17 protein-coding genes and 1 tRNA gene are annotated in these 18687 nt (G+C 68.1%); 12 read left to right on the forward strand and 6 right to left on the reverse strand.

Going from position 1 to position 18687, the window contains the following annotated elements:
* Positions 1 to 240: 240 nt before the first annotated feature.
* From ACWEVR_RS23730 to ACWEVR_RS23750, 5 genes are all read left to right on the forward strand, one after another.
* Entirely contained in the window at positions 241 to 1356 is a 1116-nt protein-coding gene (locus ACWEVR_RS23730) for a TauD/TfdA family dioxygenase (protein WP_452468772.1), read from the forward strand.
* Complete coding sequence (locus ACWEVR_RS23735; RefSeq protein WP_174550305.1) at positions 1328 to 2338, forward strand: ornithine cyclodeaminase family protein; 1011 nt, start codon at positions 1328 to 1330, stop codon at positions 2336 to 2338. Before ACWEVR_RS23730 ends, ACWEVR_RS23735 begins: the two co-directional genes overlap by 29 nt.
* Positions 2329 to 3717, forward strand: a complete 1389-nt coding sequence (locus tag ACWEVR_RS23740; protein ID WP_452468773.1) for a Y4yA family PLP-dependent enzyme — start codon at positions 2329 to 2331, stop codon at positions 3715 to 3717. The genes ACWEVR_RS23735 and ACWEVR_RS23740 overlap by 10 nt, the downstream gene beginning before the upstream one ends.
* A 24-nt stretch (positions 3718 to 3741) precedes the next feature.
* Complete coding sequence (locus tag ACWEVR_RS23745; protein WP_067485546.1) at positions 3742 to 4776, forward strand: PLP-dependent cysteine synthase family protein; 1035 nt, start codon at positions 3742 to 3744, stop codon at positions 4774 to 4776.
* Between the two features lie 109 nt (positions 4777 to 4885).
* Entirely contained in the window at positions 4886 to 6277 is a 1392-nt protein-coding gene (locus tag ACWEVR_RS23750; RefSeq protein WP_452468774.1) for an MATE family efflux transporter, read from the forward strand.
* Between the two features lie 45 nt (positions 6278 to 6322).
* Here ACWEVR_RS23750 and ACWEVR_RS23755 read toward each other — a convergent pair whose 3' ends face one another.
* The 4 genes from ACWEVR_RS23755 to mfd form a co-directional block, all read right to left on the reverse strand.
* Positions 6323 to 6898, reverse strand: coding sequence for a TerD family protein (locus ACWEVR_RS23755; protein ID WP_452468775.1), 576 nt, complete (start codon positions 6896 to 6898; stop codon positions 6323 to 6325).
* 25 nt (positions 6899 to 6923) lie between these two features.
* Positions 6924 to 7403, reverse strand: coding sequence for a pyridoxamine 5'-phosphate oxidase family protein (locus ACWEVR_RS23760; RefSeq protein WP_067485542.1), 480 nt, complete (start codon positions 7401 to 7403; stop codon positions 6924 to 6926).
* 158 nt (positions 7404 to 7561) lie between these two features.
* On the reverse strand, positions 7562 to 8263 hold the full coding sequence (locus ACWEVR_RS23765; RefSeq protein WP_452468776.1) for a MazG family protein: 702 nt from the start codon (positions 8261 to 8263) through the stop codon (positions 7562 to 7564).
* A complete protein-coding gene (mfd, locus tag ACWEVR_RS23770) occupies positions 8260 to 11868 on the reverse strand; it encodes a transcription-repair coupling factor (RefSeq protein WP_452468777.1) in 3609 nt (1202 codons plus the stop codon). Before mfd ends, ACWEVR_RS23765 begins: the two co-directional genes overlap by 4 nt.
* Before the next feature lie 117 nt (positions 11869 to 11985).
* On the opposite strand from mfd, the gene ACWEVR_RS23775 reads away from it, so the two are divergent.
* On the forward strand, positions 11986 to 12609 hold the full coding sequence (locus tag ACWEVR_RS23775; RefSeq protein WP_452468778.1) for a TIGR03085 family metal-binding protein: 624 nt from the start codon (positions 11986 to 11988) through the stop codon (positions 12607 to 12609).
* Here ACWEVR_RS23775 and ACWEVR_RS23780 read toward each other — a convergent pair.
* Both ACWEVR_RS23780 and ACWEVR_RS23785 read right to left on the reverse strand, forming a co-directional pair.
* On the reverse strand, positions 12606 to 13253 hold the full coding sequence (locus ACWEVR_RS23780; RefSeq protein WP_067485534.1) for a TetR/AcrR family transcriptional regulator: 648 nt from the start codon (positions 13251 to 13253) through the stop codon (positions 12606 to 12608). The two genes, ACWEVR_RS23775 and ACWEVR_RS23780, sit on opposite strands and share 4 nt — an antisense overlap.
* Positions 13254 to 13422: 169 nt before the next feature.
* The gene (locus tag ACWEVR_RS23785) at positions 13423 to 14049 is read right to left on the reverse strand and encodes a TetR/AcrR family transcriptional regulator (RefSeq protein WP_067485532.1); all 627 of its coding nucleotides are present in this window, start codon (positions 14047 to 14049) and stop codon (positions 13423 to 13425) included.
* 342 nt (positions 14050 to 14391) lie between these two features.
* Here ACWEVR_RS23785 and ACWEVR_RS23790 point away from each other — a divergent pair.
* The 6 genes from ACWEVR_RS23790 to ACWEVR_RS23815 all read left to right on the forward strand — a co-directional run bounded on the left by ACWEVR_RS23790 (position 14392) and on the right by ACWEVR_RS23815 (position 18626).
* Positions 14392 to 14462 (forward strand) — tRNA-Gln (locus tag ACWEVR_RS23790).
* A 98-nt stretch (positions 14463 to 14560) separates the two neighbouring features.
* Complete coding sequence (gene glmU / locus ACWEVR_RS23795; protein ID WP_452468779.1) at positions 14561 to 16051, forward strand: bifunctional UDP-N-acetylglucosamine diphosphorylase/glucosamine-1-phosphate N-acetyltransferase GlmU; 1491 nt, start codon at positions 14561 to 14563, stop codon at positions 16049 to 16051.
* Positions 16048 to 17028: a ribose-phosphate diphosphokinase gene (locus ACWEVR_RS23800; RefSeq protein WP_357148053.1), complete on the forward strand. Its 981-nt coding sequence runs from the start codon at positions 16048 to 16050 to the stop codon at positions 17026 to 17028. The genes glmU and ACWEVR_RS23800 overlap by 4 nt, the downstream gene beginning before the upstream one ends.
* A gap of 126 nt (positions 17029 to 17154) precedes the next feature.
* Positions 17155 to 17586 carry a hypothetical protein gene (locus tag ACWEVR_RS23805; RefSeq protein WP_452468780.1) on the forward strand — a complete coding sequence of 144 codons (432 nt, stop codon included), beginning with the start codon at positions 17155 to 17157 and terminating at the stop codon, positions 17584 to 17586.
* Positions 17587 to 17600: 14 nt separating this feature from the next.
* On the forward strand, positions 17601 to 18242 hold the full coding sequence (locus ACWEVR_RS23810; protein ID WP_452468781.1) for a DUF2461 domain-containing protein: 642 nt from the start codon (positions 17601 to 17603) through the stop codon (positions 18240 to 18242).
* Positions 18243 to 18296: 54 nt separating this feature from the next.
* Positions 18297 to 18626 carry a hypothetical protein gene (locus tag ACWEVR_RS23815; protein WP_174552173.1) on the forward strand — a complete coding sequence of 110 codons (330 nt, stop codon included), beginning with the start codon at positions 18297 to 18299 and terminating at the stop codon, positions 18624 to 18626.
* The last annotated feature ends 61 nt before the right edge of the window (positions 18627 to 18687 follow it).

Here is an 18687-nt window from a genome sequence, read left to right on the forward strand (position 1 = left end):
CTAGCCTAAAACAGTGGCCCGGTGGTGGTCTTCCATTCGACCGAGACCGTTCCGCCACGCCGCCCACGGCCCCCGATTCGGCGGCTGCCAGCGACTTCGGGTAGAAATCAGCCTCATACCCATAAGCTATTTGCCATGAGAGCATGTTAGGTAAGTCTTGCCTAATCCATTGCCAGGCACTACCTTCGCTCATCGAGTCTCCACCACCCGCGTTCGACCGATGCGAAGAAGGGAAGGCCGGTGAAAAGCGTTCTCTCCGAACGTAAAACGATTCACCTGCACGACATCGAGTACCGCGAGTTCGAGCCGGACGCCGCCCAGGCCGTTCGCCGCCTCGCCGCCGAGATCCGACATCAACTGAGTGACCTACCGCATACCGAGACCCTGCACGACCCCGCCCTGCTGGCCGAGATCGATCGGCGCGCCGGCGAACTCCCGGCATCCGTGCGACACGCCGTCCGCCCACCCGCCACCGCGGCGGGCGCGACCGTCGTGCGGGGACTGCGCGTGAGCGACGCCGAATTCGGCCCGACGCCTGCGGATTGGCAGCGCGCGGCCGTCTCGGCGGGCGATCCGACCCACCTCGGTTCGCTGGAACTCGACATCGTCCTGCTGCTGCTCGCGCGGTGTGCGGGTGAGCTGTTCGGCTGGCTCGGTCAGCAGAACGGGCGGCTGGTCAACAACATCGTGCCCGCCCTTGGACACGAACACGAACAGTCCGGTGCCAGCAGCGCGACGCTGCTGAGCCCGCACTCCGAGGACGCCTTCCACGCCGAACGCGCCAATCTGCTGATGCTGGCGTGCGTGCGCAACCCGGATCGCGTGGCTACCACCGTGTCCTCGATCCGCGAGGTCGAACTCAGCGACGAGGACCGCCGCATCCTGGCCACCCCGACGGTGCCGATCCTGCCCGATGTCTCCTACGGCACCGACTTCGGATCGTTCGCACCACCGCTGCCTACCGTCTGGGTGGACGAAAACGGTTGCGACACCATCAGATACGACCCCGCCTACACCCCGCTCGACGACGCCGACCCGGCGTTCCGCGCCGCCTACGCCCGCCTCACCGCCGAACTCGCGCGCGTCTGTCACGCTCCGGCGCTTGCCCCCGGCGAGCTCCTGCTCGTCGACAACGATGTGGCCGTGCACGGCCGGGTGCCGTTCCGCGCCCGCTACGACGGCACCGATCGGTGGCTCAAGCGCGTCAATATCCGCCTGCCGGAACGTCGTCGGCGGAGCGAGGAAGCGTCCGAGAATGGGTACGGGCAAGAGGTGATCGCGCCGTTTCGGGCGCGCACCGATCGGACGGCAGGGCAGGACAGTGCAGATGAACGAGGATCCGTTGAACAACCGTGACCGCAGCGTCGGGCTCCGAGTGCTCTCGCGCAGCGATCTGGCCGATGTGCCGATCACGCCCGCCGAGGTGGTACGGGCCGTCGAGGAGGCCTATCTCGCCTTCGCCGCGGGCGAATCCGACAACCCGCGCAAGCTGAGCGTCGCCGATCCCGGTGGCTCGTCGGTGTCCTACGCGATGCTCGGCCGCGACGGTCGCCGCCGCGTGGTGGCGATGAAGACCTCCTACAAGTTCGACCCGGGTCACGACCGCAGCACCAAGCGGTACTACACCACCATCACCCTCTACGACGACACCACCGGCGCCCCCATCGCGATGATGGATTGCGCCCGGGTCGGCGCGTTGCGTACTCCGGCGGTATCGGCACTGCTGGTGCGCGAGACGGTCCGCCGCGGTGCGGAGAGCGCGTTGCTCATCGGTACCGGAACGCAGGGGCGCAACGCGCTGCCACACCTGCTCGCGGCGAACCCGCAGCTACGCAAGCTGATGGTGTACGGAACGCACGCCGAGGGCCTGGCGGCGGTGCACGCGCAGCTGGCCGCCGAGGTGCCGCACGCGGTGCTGGAACAGGTGGACGATCCGTACGCGGCGGCACCCACCGCCGATGTGGTGCTGGCGACGGCCGGTCCCGGCACCGAGGTCGCGCTCGAATCCTCCCATCTGGCACCGGGTTCCGTCGCGGTGCTCGTGGGATACGGGCTGGCACCGTCGACGCTGGTCGACGCCGATCGGGTGGTGGCGACCAGTGCCGCCCAGATGGCGCTGACCGGCACCGACATGGCTGGCCCTGACGGCACGCTGCGCTCGGTCGACGCCGAACTCCCCCAGATCCTCACCCGTGCGGCCACCGCTCGCCGCTCCGACGACGAGAAGATCTTCGTCTACAACAGCGGGCTGGTGCTCACCGATATCGCGGTGGCGCATGCGCTGGCGGCGCGCGCGATCGCCGAGGGGCGAGGCACGGAGGTGCCGCTGTGGGATTAGCCGGAGCCGACTCCGCCCAGGTCGTGGTCGACGAATCCCGTTCCAGCGCAACCGATGACCTGCCCCATTGCGCACCGCCGATGCCCGCCTACATCGATGCGGTGGAGCAACGGCTGCTCGATGATCCACTGCTGCTCGGCGACATCGCCGAAGCGGTCGGTGGACCGTTCCATGTGCTTTTCCCGGAGCGGGTCGCGGTGAACGTCGGGGCCTTCCGGTCGGCGTTCACCGCCGCGGGGGTCGACGGGTTCGTCTACTTCGGGAAGAAGGCGAACAAGGCTGGCTGTGTGGTCGGGGCCTGCGCGGAATCCGGTGCCGGAGTGGATGTGGCCAGTACCGGCGAGCTCGTGGCGGCGCTGGCGCAGGGCGTGCGCGGCGAGGATCTGATGGTCACCGGGCCCGCGAAGTCCGACGATCTACTGTGGCTGGCCGCACGTCATGGCGCGCTCATCGCGATCGATGCCGTCGACGAACTCGACCGGCTCGCCGCGCTCGACCTGCCTGCCCGGATCCTGCTTCGTGTGCTGCCTGAGGGATCGACGAGCCGGTTCGGTCTGGATCCTCGGGAACTCGGGCAGGCCATCGGAGCCGTGACTCCGGGCGGGCCGATCAGGCTGTCCGGCTTCAGTTTCCATCTGTCCGGATACGAGGCCACCGCCCGCGCCGAACTGGCCACGGCCCTGGTCGACCACTGCCTGAGGGCACGATCCGAGGGTCATCCCGCCGACATCATCTCGATCGGTGGCGGCTTCGGCGTGGACTACCTCGATGCCGATTCGTGGTCCCGCTTCCGGGAGACGCTCAGCGACAACTGGTTTCACGGCAGCGCGCCTGCGGAGGACTACTACCCTTATCACTTCCCGTCACCAGGTGCCGACATGCTCAGCGCCGTCCTCGCGCACAACGGCCTTGCGAAAAGGCTGCGCGGCAACGGTATACGCCTGGCTGTCGAGCCGGGACGCGCTCTGCTCGATCGCGCGGGCAGTTCCGTCTTCCGCGTGCAAGGCGTGAAAACCCGGACGACACAGGGTCACCCGTACGACATCCTCACCGTCGACGGCACCAGCCTGAGCCTGTCCGAACAGTGGTTCGCCAGCGAATACCTCCCCGACCCGGTGCTGTGGCCGCGGCGACCCGGCGCAACCACCCCCTCCTGCGTCGGCGCGACGACCTGCCTGGAATCCGACTTCCTCAGCAGGCGGCGAATCCCGCTGCCCCGCCGCGCTCGCGTCGGCGACCTGCTGATCTACCCGAACACGGCCGGGTATCAGATGGATTCCAACGAGTCACCGTTCCACGAACTCCCCCTGCCGCCCAAGGTCGTGCTGCGCGAGCGCGCCGATCGGCTGTGCTGGACCCTCGACACCACTTCCCGCTGATCCACTCCCGATGGAGGAAACCCCATGGCTCTCGTCACGCGCGTGACGGATCTGATCGGCCGCACTCCCCTGTTCGAGCTGGCCGTCACCGACAGCGGCACCCGCTTGCTGCTCAAGCTCGAACAGTTCAATCCCACCGGTGCCGCCAAGATCCGCATGGCCCGCTCGATGGTCGACGATGCCGAGCGGCGCGGTTTGCTGCGCGATGGCGGGCATATCATCGAATCTACGTCCGGCAATACCGGGCTCGGCTTGGCGGTGGTCGCGGCCGAACGTGGCTATCGGTTCACCGCCGTGGTCGACAACCACGCCTGTAAGGACAAACTGCGCGCGATGAAGGCCATGGGCACCGACCTGGTGTTCGTCGCCGACGACGGTGACGACGAACTGGCCACCTCGGCACGGGAGGACCTCGCCGAGGCGATGGCCGCCGCCCGCGACGACGCCTTCTTCACCGAGCAGCACAACAACGACGCCAACGCCGTCGGCTACTACGCGGTCGCCGAGGAATTGCTGGCCGAGGTGGAGCGGGTCGACATCCTGCTGTCGGCGGTCGGCACCGGCGGATCGCTGTTCGGCACCGCCACCCGCCTGCGCGAACTCGGGTGCGTGCCGAAGGTGATCGGGGTCGAACCGGTCGGGTCCATCGCCTTCGGCGGCGAGGGCGGCCCGTACTGGCAGTCGGGCACCGGCACCCCGCCGGGCGCGACCATCGGCACCGCGGTCGACTACAGCCTGCTCGACGAGGGGGTGAAGGTGAGCGATGTCGACGCGTTCGCCACCGCCCGCGCCGTCGCCAGGACACACGGTCTGCTGATCGGTGGTTCCGCGGGCGGTTCGGTGCACAATGCTCTGGCCCGGCTCGAGGAATTCCCGGCCGGTTCCACCGTGGTCACCATCGTGTGCGACGGTGGCGAGAAGTACTTGGACACCGTGTTCGACGACGACTGGATGAGCGCGCGCGAGTTGCTCGATCCGGCCGCCGAATGCGAGGTCACCACACTGCTGCGCCGGTACTCACCGCTGCGGCGCCACGACGAACTGATGGAGGTCAGGTGAGCGCGATCGCGCCACGCCGACAGTCCGCCCGCCGCACGCCACCGCTGAGCAGGCGGGGTGACCAGCCGCCGAGCAGCGCACGCGCGCATCGCAGCCGTGAGGTTCGTCCGTGAGCGAGACGCGAGCCGACAACCGCGCGCTGGCCAAGCTGGCGACGCCGATCGCGTTGACGCAGCTGGCGCAGATCGCGGTGTCGACCACCAATCTCGTGCTCATGGGCACGCTCGGGGTCGCGCAGGTCGCGGCGGGTGGCCTGGCGCTGGTGTTGTTCAACCAGATCCGCACGATGTGCGTCGGGTTGATCACCGGCACCGGTAATCAGATCGCGGGCGCGCTCGGCGCGGCCGGTAAGCGTGGTGAATCGGCCGACGACGAGGTGCGCGCGGTGGTGCGCGCGGCGTTCGTCATCGCGACGATCGCGGGCCTGCTCGGCGGTGGCGTGCTGATCGGTCTCGGCTGGGCGCTGTCGTGGCTCGGGCAGGACGCCGCCGTTCTCGACCTGGCCCGGCCGATGATGATCGCGCTGGCTCCCGGCCTGCTGCCGTGCCTGTGGTTCCAGGTGTTGCGTCAGTACACCGTGGGCATGCAGCGTCCCCAGGCGCTGTTGATGGTGACGCTCGGTTCGGTTGTGCTGAACCTGGTGCTCGCGCTCGCCTTCATCCACGGCTGGGCAGGCATCCCCGCCTCCGGTCTGACCGGCGTCGGCATCGCCACCTCACTGGTCTTCCTGATCACCTTCGGGGTGTTCTGGGCGATGGTGCGCCGCGACGAACAGCTCGGCGCCACCCTGCCGCGAACCCCGTGGCCGGTGCGCTGGGCGACCGTGCGCGAGGAACTGCGCCTCGGCACCCCCATCGCGCTGACCTACGGTTCCGAGGCGGGCATGTTCTCGGTGCTGGCGCTGGTAATGGGCAGTTTCGGCCCGGCCGCCCTGGCCGCGCACAACGTCGTGTACCAGATCATCTACATCGTCTTCCAGGTCGCGATCGGCCTGTCGCACGGTGCGTCGATCCTGGTCAGCCATGCCGTAGGGCGCGACGAGTACAGCCACGCCCGGTCGCTGGCCTGGCTCGCCCTACGCCACGCGGGCGTGCTCGCTGTCGTCACGGGCGCGGTCTACGTCCTTGCTCCCGACGTGGTGCTCGCGCCGTTCCTCGACACCTCCGATACCGCGACCGTCGACATCGCCCACACACTGTTGCTCATCGGCATCGTGCTGCAGTTCTTCGACGCCGCCCAGAACATCGGGACGGGTCTGCTGCGCGGGCTCAAGGAAACCTCGGCGGGCTTCCGGCTCTCGCTCGTCGGTTACTGGGGTGTCGGCATCCCGGCCGCCCTGCTGTTCGCGTTCCCGCTGCATCTCGGGGCGGCGGGCGTCTGGTGGGGCCTCACGGCGGGCCTGGCCACGACGGCAGCGCTCATGCTCCGCAAGTACTTCAGCCTGCTCGACCAGGCGAGTACGACTCCGCTCCCGCGCATCCCCGCGACCCAGGCAGGATGACGGGCGGCGGTCGCCAGGACCGCCGCCCGTTCGTCGCGCGGTTCGTCAGATGTTGACGCCGTAATCGCGGGCGATCCCCGCGAGACCGGACGCGTATCCCTGGCCGATGGCGCGGAACTTCCACTCGTTGTTGTGCCGGTACAGCTCACCGAAGACCATCGCGGTCTCGGTCGACGCGTCCTCGGACAGGTCGTAGCGGGCCAGTTCGACGCCGGTGTTGGCGTCGGTCACCCGGATGTAGGCGTTGCGGATCTGGCCGAAGGACTGGCCGCGGGCCTGGGCGTCGTGGATCGAGACGGGGAAGAAGATGTTCGTGATCGACGGCGGCGTGGCGGCCAGGTCGACATTGATCACCTCGTCGTCGCCGTCGCCCTCACCGGTCAGGTTGTCGCCGGTGTGCTCGATGGTTCCCTCGGGCGAACGCAGATTGTTGTAGAACACGAAATGCTGGTCCGACAGCACCTTCAGGTCGGCCCCGGTCGCCAACGCACTGGCATCGAGATCGTGGTCGGCGCCGGTGGTGGTCCGCACGTCCCAGCCGAGACCGACCGCGACCTTGGTGAGGTTGTCGGTCTGCTTCGACAGCGAGACATTGCCGCCCTTGGCGAGTGAGACGCTCATGAAAACCCTTCTGTCCTGATCGTGTTCAGTGCTGCTGTTCGGCCCAGGTGCGCAAGGTCTCGACCCGGCCCTCCAGGGCGCGCAGTTCGGTGTCGTCGAGAACCGTTCGCTGGATGCCACGGTCCACCGCGAAGGCCGACTGACGGTGATCGTCGATCACATCGACGTCGATCCGCACGGCGGCGTAGTCCTCGGCCTCGGGCATCTGCTCGGCGATCACGGTCGCCCGGCCGCGCGCCGACAGTGCCACATTGCCGCCGCCCAGGATCAGCAACGCCACCTCGGGCCGCTCGCGCAACCGGGCGAGCGAGCCGCGATTGGTGCGCAGGCTGATGAGGATGCGCCGGTCACCCGCGCGAACCGGCCAGGAGACCGGGATGGCGTGCGGGCCGGGATCGGTGGTGACGAGGACCGCGATGGTTTCCTGCGGCCACACCGGCAGCACGTCGAGTTCGGGATGGTCGGTCACCACGTCCTGCTCTGCCGGATCGACTTCTGTTGCCATCTACCTCACCTCGACGATCGTCGGACACCCCTGCTCGCCGCGAACGACGCGCTCGCCACCGAGTCTAAAGCGCTGTGGCACTTGCCGCTAAGGTCTCGGCAGCGATCAGCGGGCATTCCCCCGATCAAGATCGTTAGCCGATGGGTAACTGAGTACGGTCAGCTCGGCCAGTAGGTGCGCCAGTCCTCGGCGGTGAGCGGTAACCGCTCCCCCCGTGCCGATTCCGCCGCGTCCTCAACCGCGCGGATGGTCGCGGCGAAGTCGAGTGCGGCCTTGCGCAGGCGCTCCTCGGCGGAATCCGGCCCGCCGAGCTCGACCGTGCGCAGGGCCGCGGGGATCAGGTCGTCGGGCAGACCCCCACGCGCTCCGCGGACGCGGATCTTCTCGGCGAGCGCGAGCGCGGGCTGGGCCATAGCGATGCCGTCGAGACAGGAGCGCCGCGCCTTCTCCGCGGATTTGCGCTCCTCCCAAGCCTTTTCCTGCGCGGCGATCTTGTCGGCCACCGAGATTCCCGGTGGCAAGTCGGCCTCCACCAGATACGGGCTGCGGTGCACGAGCTTGTCGACCAGCGCCGCCGCCACGTCGTCGACGGTGAATTCGCCTGCGGCTTCGGCGATCCGGGAGTGGAACAGCACCTGCAGCAGCAGGTCGCCGAGTTCCTCCTTGATGGTCTCGTAGTCGCCGGAGCCGATGGCGTCGAGCAGTTCGTAGGTTTCCTCGAGCAGGTAGGGGCGCAGCGAATCGTGGGTCTGGGTGGTTTCCCAACCACCGAAGTGCCACAGCCGGTCCATCACCCGCACGGCCTCGGCCAGGCCCGCCGCGACGACGGCGGTATCGGCCGCCTCCTGCGCCTCGCTCATACGCTCGCCTCGGCCGGCACCGAAAGATCAACCATTCCTTGCGGTTTGCCGTCGAGCACCAGCAGCAGGTCGGCGACGAATTGCAGCACCGCGACATCGCGGACCCGGTCGGCGCCGACACTGTCGGTGACGCGCGGCAGCGGTAACTGCACCATTCCGCTGGCCGCGCGATAGGTGGCGCTGGGATAGATCCGCTTGAGCCGCATCTGTTTCGAGTCGGGCAGGTTCAGCGGGGCGATCTTCAACGTCGAGCCGGTGACCACGATCTCGGACACGTCGTACTCGCGCGCCAGCAGTCGCAGCTTCGCCACCGATACCAACCTGCCGACCTCCACCGGCACCGGCCCGTACCGGTCGACGAGCTCCTCGACGACAGCGGCCAGCGCCGAATCATCCTGCGCGGAGGCGAGTTTGCGGTACGCCTCGAGCCGCAGCCGGTCGCTGGCGATGTAGTCGGGCGGGATGTGCGCATCGACGGGCAGGTCGATCCGCACCTCCTTGATCTCCTCGGTGACGATCGGTTTCCCGTCGGCGGCGGCCCGGTAGGCCTCCACCGCCTCACCGACCAGCCGCACGTACAGGTCGAAACCGACGCCCGCCACGTGTCCGGACTGCTCGGCGCCGAGCACATTGCCCGCGCCACGGATCTCGAGGTCCTTCATCGCGACCGCCATACCGGCGCCGAGATCGGAGTTCTGGGCGATGGTGGCCAGCCGGTCGTAGGCGGTCTCGGTGAGCGGCTTCTCCGGCGGGTACAGGAAGTAGGCGTACCCGCGCTCACGCGAACGACCGACCCGGCCGCGCAACTGGTGCAGCTGTGAGAGGCCGAGGGAGTCGGCGCGTTCCACGATCAGGGTGTTGGCGTTGGAGATGTCGAGACCGGTCTCGATGATCGTGGTGCACACCAGCACGTCGTACTCACGCTCCCAGAAACCTTGCACGGTCTTCTCGAGCTGGTCCTCGTTCATCTGGCCGTGCGCGACGACGACCCGCGCCTCGGGCACCAGGTCGCGAATCTTCTTGGCGGCCTTGTCGATCGAGGACACCCGGTTGTGCACGTAGAACACCTGACCGTCGCGCATCAGCTCACGGCGGATGGCGGCGGTGACCTGCTTGTCGTTGTAGGCGCCCACGTAGGTGAGCACCGGATGACGTTCCTCGGGCGGGGTGAGGATGGTCGACATCTCGCGGATGCCCGCCAGGCTCATCTCCAGGGTGCGCGGGATCGGGGTGGCCGACATGGTGAGCACGTCGACGTGGGTGCGCAGCGCCTTGATGTGCTCCTTGTGTTCCACACCGAAGCGCTGTTCCTCGTCGACGATCACCAGGCCGAGGTCCTTCCAGCGGACCCCGGTCTGCAGCAGCCGGTGGGTGCCGACCACGATGTCGACGGAACCGTCGGCCATTCCGGCCATGATCTCCTTGGACTCGGCCGCGTCGGTGAAGCGCGACAGGCCCTTCACCGTCACCGGGAAGCCCGCCACCCGCTCGGTGAAGGTCTGCAGGTGCTGCTGGGCCAGCAGAGTGGTGGGGACGAGCACCACCACCTGCTTGCCGTCCTGCACCGCCTTGAACGCCGCGCGCACCGCGATCTCGGTCTTGCCGTAACCGACGTCGCCGCAAACCACCCGGTCCATCGGGACCGGCTTCTCCATATCGGCCTTCACGTCGGTGATGGCGGTCATCTGGTCGACGGTCTCGGTGAACGCGAACGCGTCCTCCATCTCCTGCTGCCACGGGGTGTCCGGGCCGAAGGCATGGCCCGGCGCGGCCTGGCGGGCGGCGTAGAGCTGCACCAGCTCGCCTGCGATCTCGCGAACGGCCTTGCGCGCCTTGCGTTTGGTGTTCGCCCAGTCCGAACCGCCCAGCTTGGACAGGCTCGGCAGCTCGCCGCCGACGTAGCGGGAGAGCTGATCGAGCGACTCCATCGGCACGAACAACCGGTCGCCGGGCTGGCCGCGCTTGCTCGGGGCGTACTCGATCACCAGGTATTCGCGGCGCGCCCCGCCGACGGTGCGTTCGATCATCTCGACGAAGCGGCCGATGCCGTGCTGGTCGTGGACCACCATGTCGCCCGCCGACAGGGCCAGCGGGTCGACCTGGTTGCGGCGCTTGGCGGGCAGCCGCTTGCCCTCGCCGGGCGCGGTGACGCGGTTGCCGGTGAGGTCGGATTCGGCGACGACGACCAGGCCCGCGTCGTCGAAGATCAACCCGTCGTGCAGCGAACCGCACAGCACACCGACCACGCCGGGCTCCGGGACCGCCCCGGCCGGGAGCAGGGCGGCGGGCACCTCGGCCTCACCGAGCCGTTCCAGCACGCGCTGGGCGGTGCCGTGCCCGGTGACCACGACGACGGCGCGGCCGCCGGTCGCCACGTGCGCGCGTAGCGAGGCGAAGATGGTCGCGACCAGCTCCTCCGACCCGCGGGCGGTCGGGCCCGCGAGCACCGGCAGGTTCACCTCGACCGGGTCGCCGGAACTCAGCGGGCTCAACGTCCACCAGGGCAGGCCGAGTTCGTCTGCGCTGCCGTGCAATTCGGGCAGCGATCGGTAACCGGAGGCGGCCAGGTCGAGACCGTGCGCGCCCAGCGGGGCGTCGCTGCCGAAGGAAGCCGCCGTCCAGGAGGCCTCGAGGAATTCCTCGCCGGTGCGCACCAGGTCGGCCGCGCGGGTGCGGATCTTCTCCGGGTCGCACAGCAGCAGGTGGGTGCCCTCGGGCAGCGCCTCGGTGAGCAGGCTCAGCTTGCCGGGCGCCAGGACGGGAAGCAGCGCCTCCATCCCGTCGACCGGGATGCCCTCGGCGATCTTGTCGAGCATTTCGACGAGCGCGGCGTCGGCGGCGTTGTCGGCCGCGACGGCGGCGGCGCGTTCGCGCACCGGCTCGGTGAGCAGCAGTTCGCGGCACGGCTGGGCCACGACCACCTCGACGCTCAGATCGTCGATGGAGCGCTGATCGGCCACCGCGAACGGGCGGAGTTCGGTGACCTCGTCACCCCAGAACTCCACGCGCACAGGATGATCGGCCGTCGGCGGGAACAGGTCGAGAATGCCGCCGCGCACCGCGAACTCGCCACGCTTGCCGACCATGTCGACGCGGGTGTAGGCGAATTCGACCAGGCGCGCGAGCAGGGCGTCGAAGTCGTTGTCCTCGCCGACGCGCAACACGATGGGCTCGATATCGCCGAGGCCCGCCGTCATCGGCTGCATCAGCGACCGCACCGTGGTGACAACCACACGCAGCGGTTCCGGGTACACCGGGTCGTCGGGGTGGGCGAGCCTGCGCAGCACCTCCAGCCTGCGCCCGACCGTGTCGGCGCCGGGTGAGAGGCGTTCGTGCGGCAGCGTCTCCCAGGACGGGAACATCGCCACCGAGTCGCCGAGCATCTCGGCCAGCTCGACGGTCAGGTCGTCGGCCTCGCGGCCGGTGGCCGTGACAACGACCAGCGGGCGCTGGGCGGCCACGGTGCTCGCGACGAACGCGCGCACCGCCGAGGGGGCGACCAGTTCCACCCCGGACTTGCCGACCAGATCGGCCACCGTCCGCAGCGCGGCATCACCCCCAGCCGCCTCGGCCAGACCGGCGAGCGGGGGACGAAGGGAGGACATGAACGCTCCTGAATGCGCAGACGGGATGGTCGAGGAGGACGTAGCAAAGTCTAGTCACCGGGTCCGACATCACCCCGAGCTGGGCGAGGCACCGGCCACGCGGCTAGGGTCGCAGGCGTGAGTCTGGCTCAACGTGAACGCCACGCCCTTGTTCGGTCGGCACTCGCGGCGGGTGCCGAAGCGCCGACGCTGTGTGGCACCTGGACCGTCTACGACCTCGCCGCCCATCTGGTGGTGCGCGAGCGCAGGCCCGACGCCGCGCTCGGCATCCTCCTGAAGCCGATGGCGGGCTACCTCGACAGACAACAGGCCAAGATCCGGCAGCGCCCGTTCCCGGTGCTCGCCGAGCAGATCCGCACCGGGCCACCGCTGTGGTCACCGCTGCGCCCGGTCGACGCGGCGGTGAACCTGACCGAGATGTTCATCCACCACGAAGACATCCGCCGCGGCGAACCAGGTTGGGAGCCAAGGAAATTGGACGATGCCGACGAGCAGCGGCTGTGGCGGGCGCTGCGGGCGATCGCCCGGGCGAACTACCGCAAGTCACCCGCGCCACTGGTGCTGGCCACCCCGGGCGGTGAACGGATCACCGCGCACGCGGGCACCGGCGACGCGGTGGTGCTCACCGGCCCGCCGTCGGAACTGCTGCTGCACGCCTTCGGTCGCGACGAGGTGCGGATCGAGGCGAGCGGACCCGACGCCGACGTGCGGGCCGTGCTCGCCACCGACCGCAGCGTCTAGACCACGTAGCGGCGCAACCGGCGCGCCGCGAACTCCCGGAAATACGACAGCTTCTCGGGCGGAACGATCGAGGGCAGCAGGAAATACCAGGCCCGTTCCATCCGGGTGGCCATCTGGTCCATCGACTCGGTGCCCACCGCGACGATGTGCACGCCCGCGGTGAGTTCCTGCAGCAACAGCCCGACCACCTCGGCGTCGAGATCGGCGAGCAGGTCGCCCTGGGAGATCGCGCGCTCCGACAGCACCCGGTACGTCTCACCCCAGGTCTTGGCGATGTTGTCGCCCTGGGCGCCGCGATAGTCACCGATCTGGTGGGTGAGTTTGAGCATCGCACCGACCATCGGATCGTTCATCGACAGATCGGCGACCACATAGGTGATGCCGATGCATGCCTCGAGCGCGGGCACCCGGGAATCGAAGAAACCCTGACACGACCCGATGAGCCGTTCGTTGCCCTGATCGACCACCGCCCGTGCCAGCTCCTCCTTGGAGCCGAAGTGAAAGTACAAGGCGCCCTTGGTCACATTGGACTGCGCGATGATTTCGCTGAGGCTCGCGTTGGCGTAGCCCAAACGGAGAAAGACATCGGCAGCGCCAGCAAGGACGGAGTCGCGGGTGATCTCCGCGCGCGCTTGCCTAGCCATCAGATCCGCCTGTCATCCAATAATCCAGCCATCCTGAAGTAGACCGACATCCCGAAGTTGATCGACATACCGCCCGGCAGCACCCAAAAGGATGGGTGAACCGTACCACCAGACCCTTCGGGGGCACCCGAATCCTGGATTCGCTTCCGGCACGGGCGCTATCGACCGGTTACCCCGGCTTGGGCCCCGCGATGTTCGTATTCCATTCGGAGCTGAGACCCGGTTCGGCTTCCAAGTGGCTCAAACCGTTCCAGCACAGGTTCACCAGATGCGCCGCGACCACTTCCTTCGGCGGGGTGCGCTCGTCGAGCCACCAGGTGGCCGCCGTGGACACCATGCCGACGAGCGCCTGGGCGTAGAGCGGCGCCAGACTGGTGTCGAGATCACGGCGGCCGAAGTCGCCCGCCAGGATGTGCGCGACCTGGTTGACGGCCTCGTTGAGCAGGCTCGAGTACCGGCCGTCGGCATTGGGCGCCGGCTGGTCGCGCACCAGGATGCGGAACCCGTCGGTGCGTTCCTCGATGTAGGTGAGCAGCGCCAGCGCCACCTGCTCGAGCCGCAACCGCGACCGGTTCTGGGTGAGCGAGGAGGTGACCATGTCGAGCAGCATCGACATCTCGCGGTCGACGACCACCGCGTAGAGCCCTTCCTTACCCCCGAAATGCTCGTAGACCACCGGCTTGGACACCTGCGCACGCTGCGCGATCTCCTCGATCGATGTGGCGTCGTAGCCCCGCTCCGCGAACAACGCGCGACCGATCTCGATCAACTGCTGGCGCCGCTGCGTACCGGTCATCCTCGGTCTGGAAACACGCGCCGGATCACTAGAAGACAACTTCCCTGCCTCTCCACCACCTGCCGGACCCACCACCCCCAACTGTCTCAGACCGCACGACGCCATCACATCCCCACCCTGCCGACGACTGATCTCGCGAGCACATGGGTAACTCATCGGGTACCGGCTGACCAGGCCACTTCCGCACGCTTGCCGCGTTTCCGACTCTCCCCGCACCTGAGTCCGGCCAAAATTCGCGGAGTGGCGGGCAAGCCAAAATTCGCGGAGAGGCGGACTGCTATGCGAGGATCATGGCCGTGCCGTAGCACAGTGGTGGGCTCTGACAGCCCACTGGTGTGGCGATCCGCCGTAGTGTAATGGCAGCACCTCTGATTTTGGTTCAGATAGTTCAGGTTCGAGTCCTGGCGGCGGAGCACACACGGGCACAGTGACGTATCGTCGGCCCGCACCCCATCACCGACCGACCGAACCCGCCACAGCACACTCGCTGACCGGCAGCCGAGGGAGATCCATGCCACCGCAGACCGCCGTCGTCGTTCTCGCAGCCGGGGCTGGGACGCGAATGCGGTCGAAGACTCCGAAAGTGCTGCATCCGCTCGCGGGACGCTCGATGCTCTCGCACGCGCTGCACGCCGCGGCGGAGATCGACCCCACCCATCTGATCACCGTCGTCGGGCACGACCGCGACAAGGTCGGCGCCGCCGTCGCCGAGGTCGGCAAGGAACTCGGACGCGAAATCGTCTGTGCGGTACAGGAACAGCAGCTCGGCACCGGCCACGCCGTGCAGTGCGCGCTCGAGGCCGTGCCCGCCGATTTCACCGGTGACCTGCTGGTCACCTCCGCCGATGTGCCGCTGCTCGACGGGCACACCCTCGGCGCCCTGCTCGACGAGCACCGCAGCTACGCCGAGCGACCGGCCGTCACCGTGCTCACCTTCGTCCCCGACGATCCCAACGGCTACGGCCGGATCGTGCGCGACGACGACGGTCAGGTCGCCGAGATCGTCGAGCACGCCGACGCGACCCCGGCCCAGGCCAAGATCAAAGAGGTCAATTCCGGCGTCTACGCCTTCGACGCCGCCGTGTTGCGCACCATGATCGGGCGGCTGTCCACGGCCAATGCCCAGCACGAGCTCTACCTCACCGACGTGCTGCGTCTCGCCCGCGAGGCCGGGCATCCCGTGCACGGCGCGCGACTGGTCGACTCGAACAAGGTCACCGGGGTCAACGACCGGGTGCAGTTGTCGCAGGCCGGTGCCACGCTCAACCGGTACATCCTCGAGCGGCACATGCGCGCGGGCGTCACCGTCATCGATCCGGCCACCACCTGGGTCGACGCGAGTGTGCGGATCGGGCGCGACGCGGTCCTGCGCCCCGGAACCCAGCTGTTCGGCGAGACCCACATCGGGGAGGACGCCGAGATCGGGCCCGACACCACGCTCACCGATGTGATCGTCGGCGCGGGCGCCAAGGTGGTGCGCACCCACGGCGAGCAGGCCGAGATCGGCGAGAACGCCAACGTCGGACCGTTCAGTTACCTGCGTCCCGGCACCGTGCTCGGCGAGCACGGCAAGCTCGGCGCGTTCGTCGAGACCAAGAACGCGACGGTCGGCGCGCACTCCAAGGTTCCGCACCTCACCTACGTCGGTGACGCGACGATCGGCGAGTACAGCAACATCGGCGCGTCCAGTGTTTTCGTGAACTACGACGGGGTGAACAAGCACCACACTGTGGTCGGTTCCCATGTGCGGACCGGCAGCGACACCATGTTCATCGCTCCGATAACCGTGGGTGACGGCGCCTATACGGGTGCGGGTACTGTACTGCGCAGGAGCGTTCCGCCCGGGGCACTTGCCGTGTCGGGTGGACCACAGCGCACCATTGAGAACTGGGTGCAGCGTTACCGTCCCGGAACCGCTGCGGCACGCGCGGCGGCGGAAGCCATCGCGGCAGACGAGACGTCGAACAAGGCAATCGAGCAAAAGGATGGCAACCAGCAGTGACCGCGTTCTCGATCGACAATCAGAAGAACTTGATGCTCTTCGCCGGCCGGTCACATCCTGAGCTTGCCGAGCAGGTCGCCAAGGAACTCGATGTCGACATCACCCCGCAGACCGCGCGTGAGTTCGCCAACGGTGAGATCTTCGTGCGGTTCGAGGAGTCGGTGCGCGGTTCCGACGCCTTCGTGCTGCAGAGCTTCCCGGCCCCGCTGAACCAGTGGCTGATGGAACAGCTCATCATGATCGACGCGCTCAAGCGCGGTTCGGCCAAGCGGATCACCGCCGTGCTGCCGTTCTACCCCTACGCCCGCCAGGACAAGAAGCACCGCGGCCGTGAGCCCATCTCGGCTCGCCTGGTCGCCGACCTGCTCAAGACCGCCGGTGCGGACCGCATCATCAGCGTCGACCTGCACACCGACCAGATCCAGGGCTTCTTCGACGGCCCCGTCGATCACATGCACGCGCTGGTGCAGCTGTCGGACTACATCCGCACCAACTACTCCACCGACAACCTGGCCGTGGTCTCCCCCGACGCCGGTCGCGTGAAGGTCGCCGAGAAGTGGGCCGACGCGCTCGGTGGCACCCCGCTGTCGTTCATCCACAAGACCCGCGACCCGCTGGTTCCCAACCAGGTGAAGTCCAACCGCGTCGTCGGTGACGTCGAGGGCCGCACCTGCGTGCTGATCGACGACATGATCGACACCGGTGGCACCATCGCCGGCGCGGTGAAGGTGCTCAAGGAAGCCGGCGCGGGCGATGTCATCATCGCGGCCACCCATGGTGTGCTCAGCGACCCGGCCGCCGAGCGCCTCGCCTCGTGCGGTGCCAAGGAAGTGGTCATCACCAACACCCTGCCGATCAGCGAGGAGAAGAAGTTCCCCACGCTGACGGTGCTGTCGATCGCGCCGCTGCTGGCCCGCACCATCCGCGAGGTCTTCGAAAACGGCTCGGTGACGGGTCTGTTCAACGGCAACGCCTGACTTTGCTGACTGACGGCCCTCGGCATCGCGCCGGGGGCCGTTCGTGTGTCGGCAGCGTGGTGCCGAGGGTCCGTGGGGCGATACTGGAGACGGTAGCCCCGCGATAGCCCGACCTGGGAGGTCTCGATGAGCACACCGCAGGAATCCGGATCCGGCGAGGGCGAGTATCGGCCTCGGCATGCCAAGCCGGAGCGACCCGAGGTGTCGTATTCGCTGTCGGACGAGCCGGTCGAGCCATCGCATGGCGCGCACGAGGCCAAATATCCCGGCAGGCCCGAGGTGTCCTACGGTGGGTTGCCCGTCGACGACTCCGATGGTGATGTCGAGGCGTCCGCGGGTAAGACCTGGTCGACAGTGGCGTTCGTGTTCGCCGTCATCGCCCTGCTGTTCTTCCCGATCATCTTCGGTGTGCTCGGGATCGCGGCGGGGCTGTACGGGAGCAAGAAGGGTGAACCGCTCGGCAACTGGTCGGCCGTGGCGGCGCTGTTCGCGTTGCTCGCGGGGCTGGCGATCCGGGTGTTCTTCTTCGACGCCGACATCATCCCGTCACAGAACTGAGAACCGCACGCACGATGAACGCTTTCACCGGTTTCCCCCTGGCCGGCCTGGACTTCTACGAGGATCTCGAGGCCGACAACTCCAAGGCCTTCTGGACCGCACACAAGCACACCTACGACGAGGCGGTACGGGCGCCGATGGTCGCGCTCACCGCCGAACTCGCGGCCGAATTCGGGGACGCCAGGGTTTTCCGGCCGTACCGTGACGTGCGATTCTCGGCCGACAAGACGCCCTACAAGACTCATCAGGGCGCGGTGTTTCACCTCTCCCCTGGCGTCGGCTGGTACGTGCAGATCAGCGCGGCCGGGCTGGCCGTCGGCGGCGGCTGTTTCCGGCCCGCGCCGAGCGCCCTGACCGTCCTGCGCGCCACCATCGACGACGACGTGCGCGGCCGCGAACTGGAAGGCATCCTGGCCGCGATCACGGCCGCCGGTTACGACCTCGGCGGCGAACAGCTCAAGACCCGCCCCAAGGGCTACCCCGCCGACCATCCGCGCATCGGACTGCTCCGCCACAAGTCGCTGATCGTTCGCCGCGACTACGGCGCACCTGACTGGCTCGAGACCCCCGCAGGCGTCACCGAGGTCCGGCGAGCATGGAACGAGCTACGTCCGCTCATCGAATGGCTGGCCGCCGTCCTCGAAGGCGTCGACTGATCCGGCGGGCGTGCCTTCCTGGCACGGGTCGGCGCACAGGCCGATACTGGCACCATGAGCCGTGAACCGCTGGACATGGACATGGGCGACGACGATCAGGCCGACGACATCATCGAATACGAACGCAATATCGAAGACCCGCCCGCGGACTACGTGATCCGCAACCGCGAGGCCGACGCCGACGGCTTCCTCGGTATCGGCGAGGAACTGTCGGAGGAGTGGACCGAGAGCGGCGAGCGCCACGAGGAGATGGAAGAAGACGAGCGCCCCGCCGAAGAGGTCGCCGTCCGCGCTTTCGACGAGGACTCCCTCGACAACGCCGACCTCGACGGGGACGAGAACCTGATCAGCGGTGAAGGGGTCGCCGACGAGCTCGACCTCTAGAGCCGCAACGCCCTGACGACCGGCTCGGTCGACATCTTGCCGACCGAGGCAGTTCCGCCGT

It is taken from the genome of Nocardia sp. NPDC003979 (genome assembly GCF_053605015.1).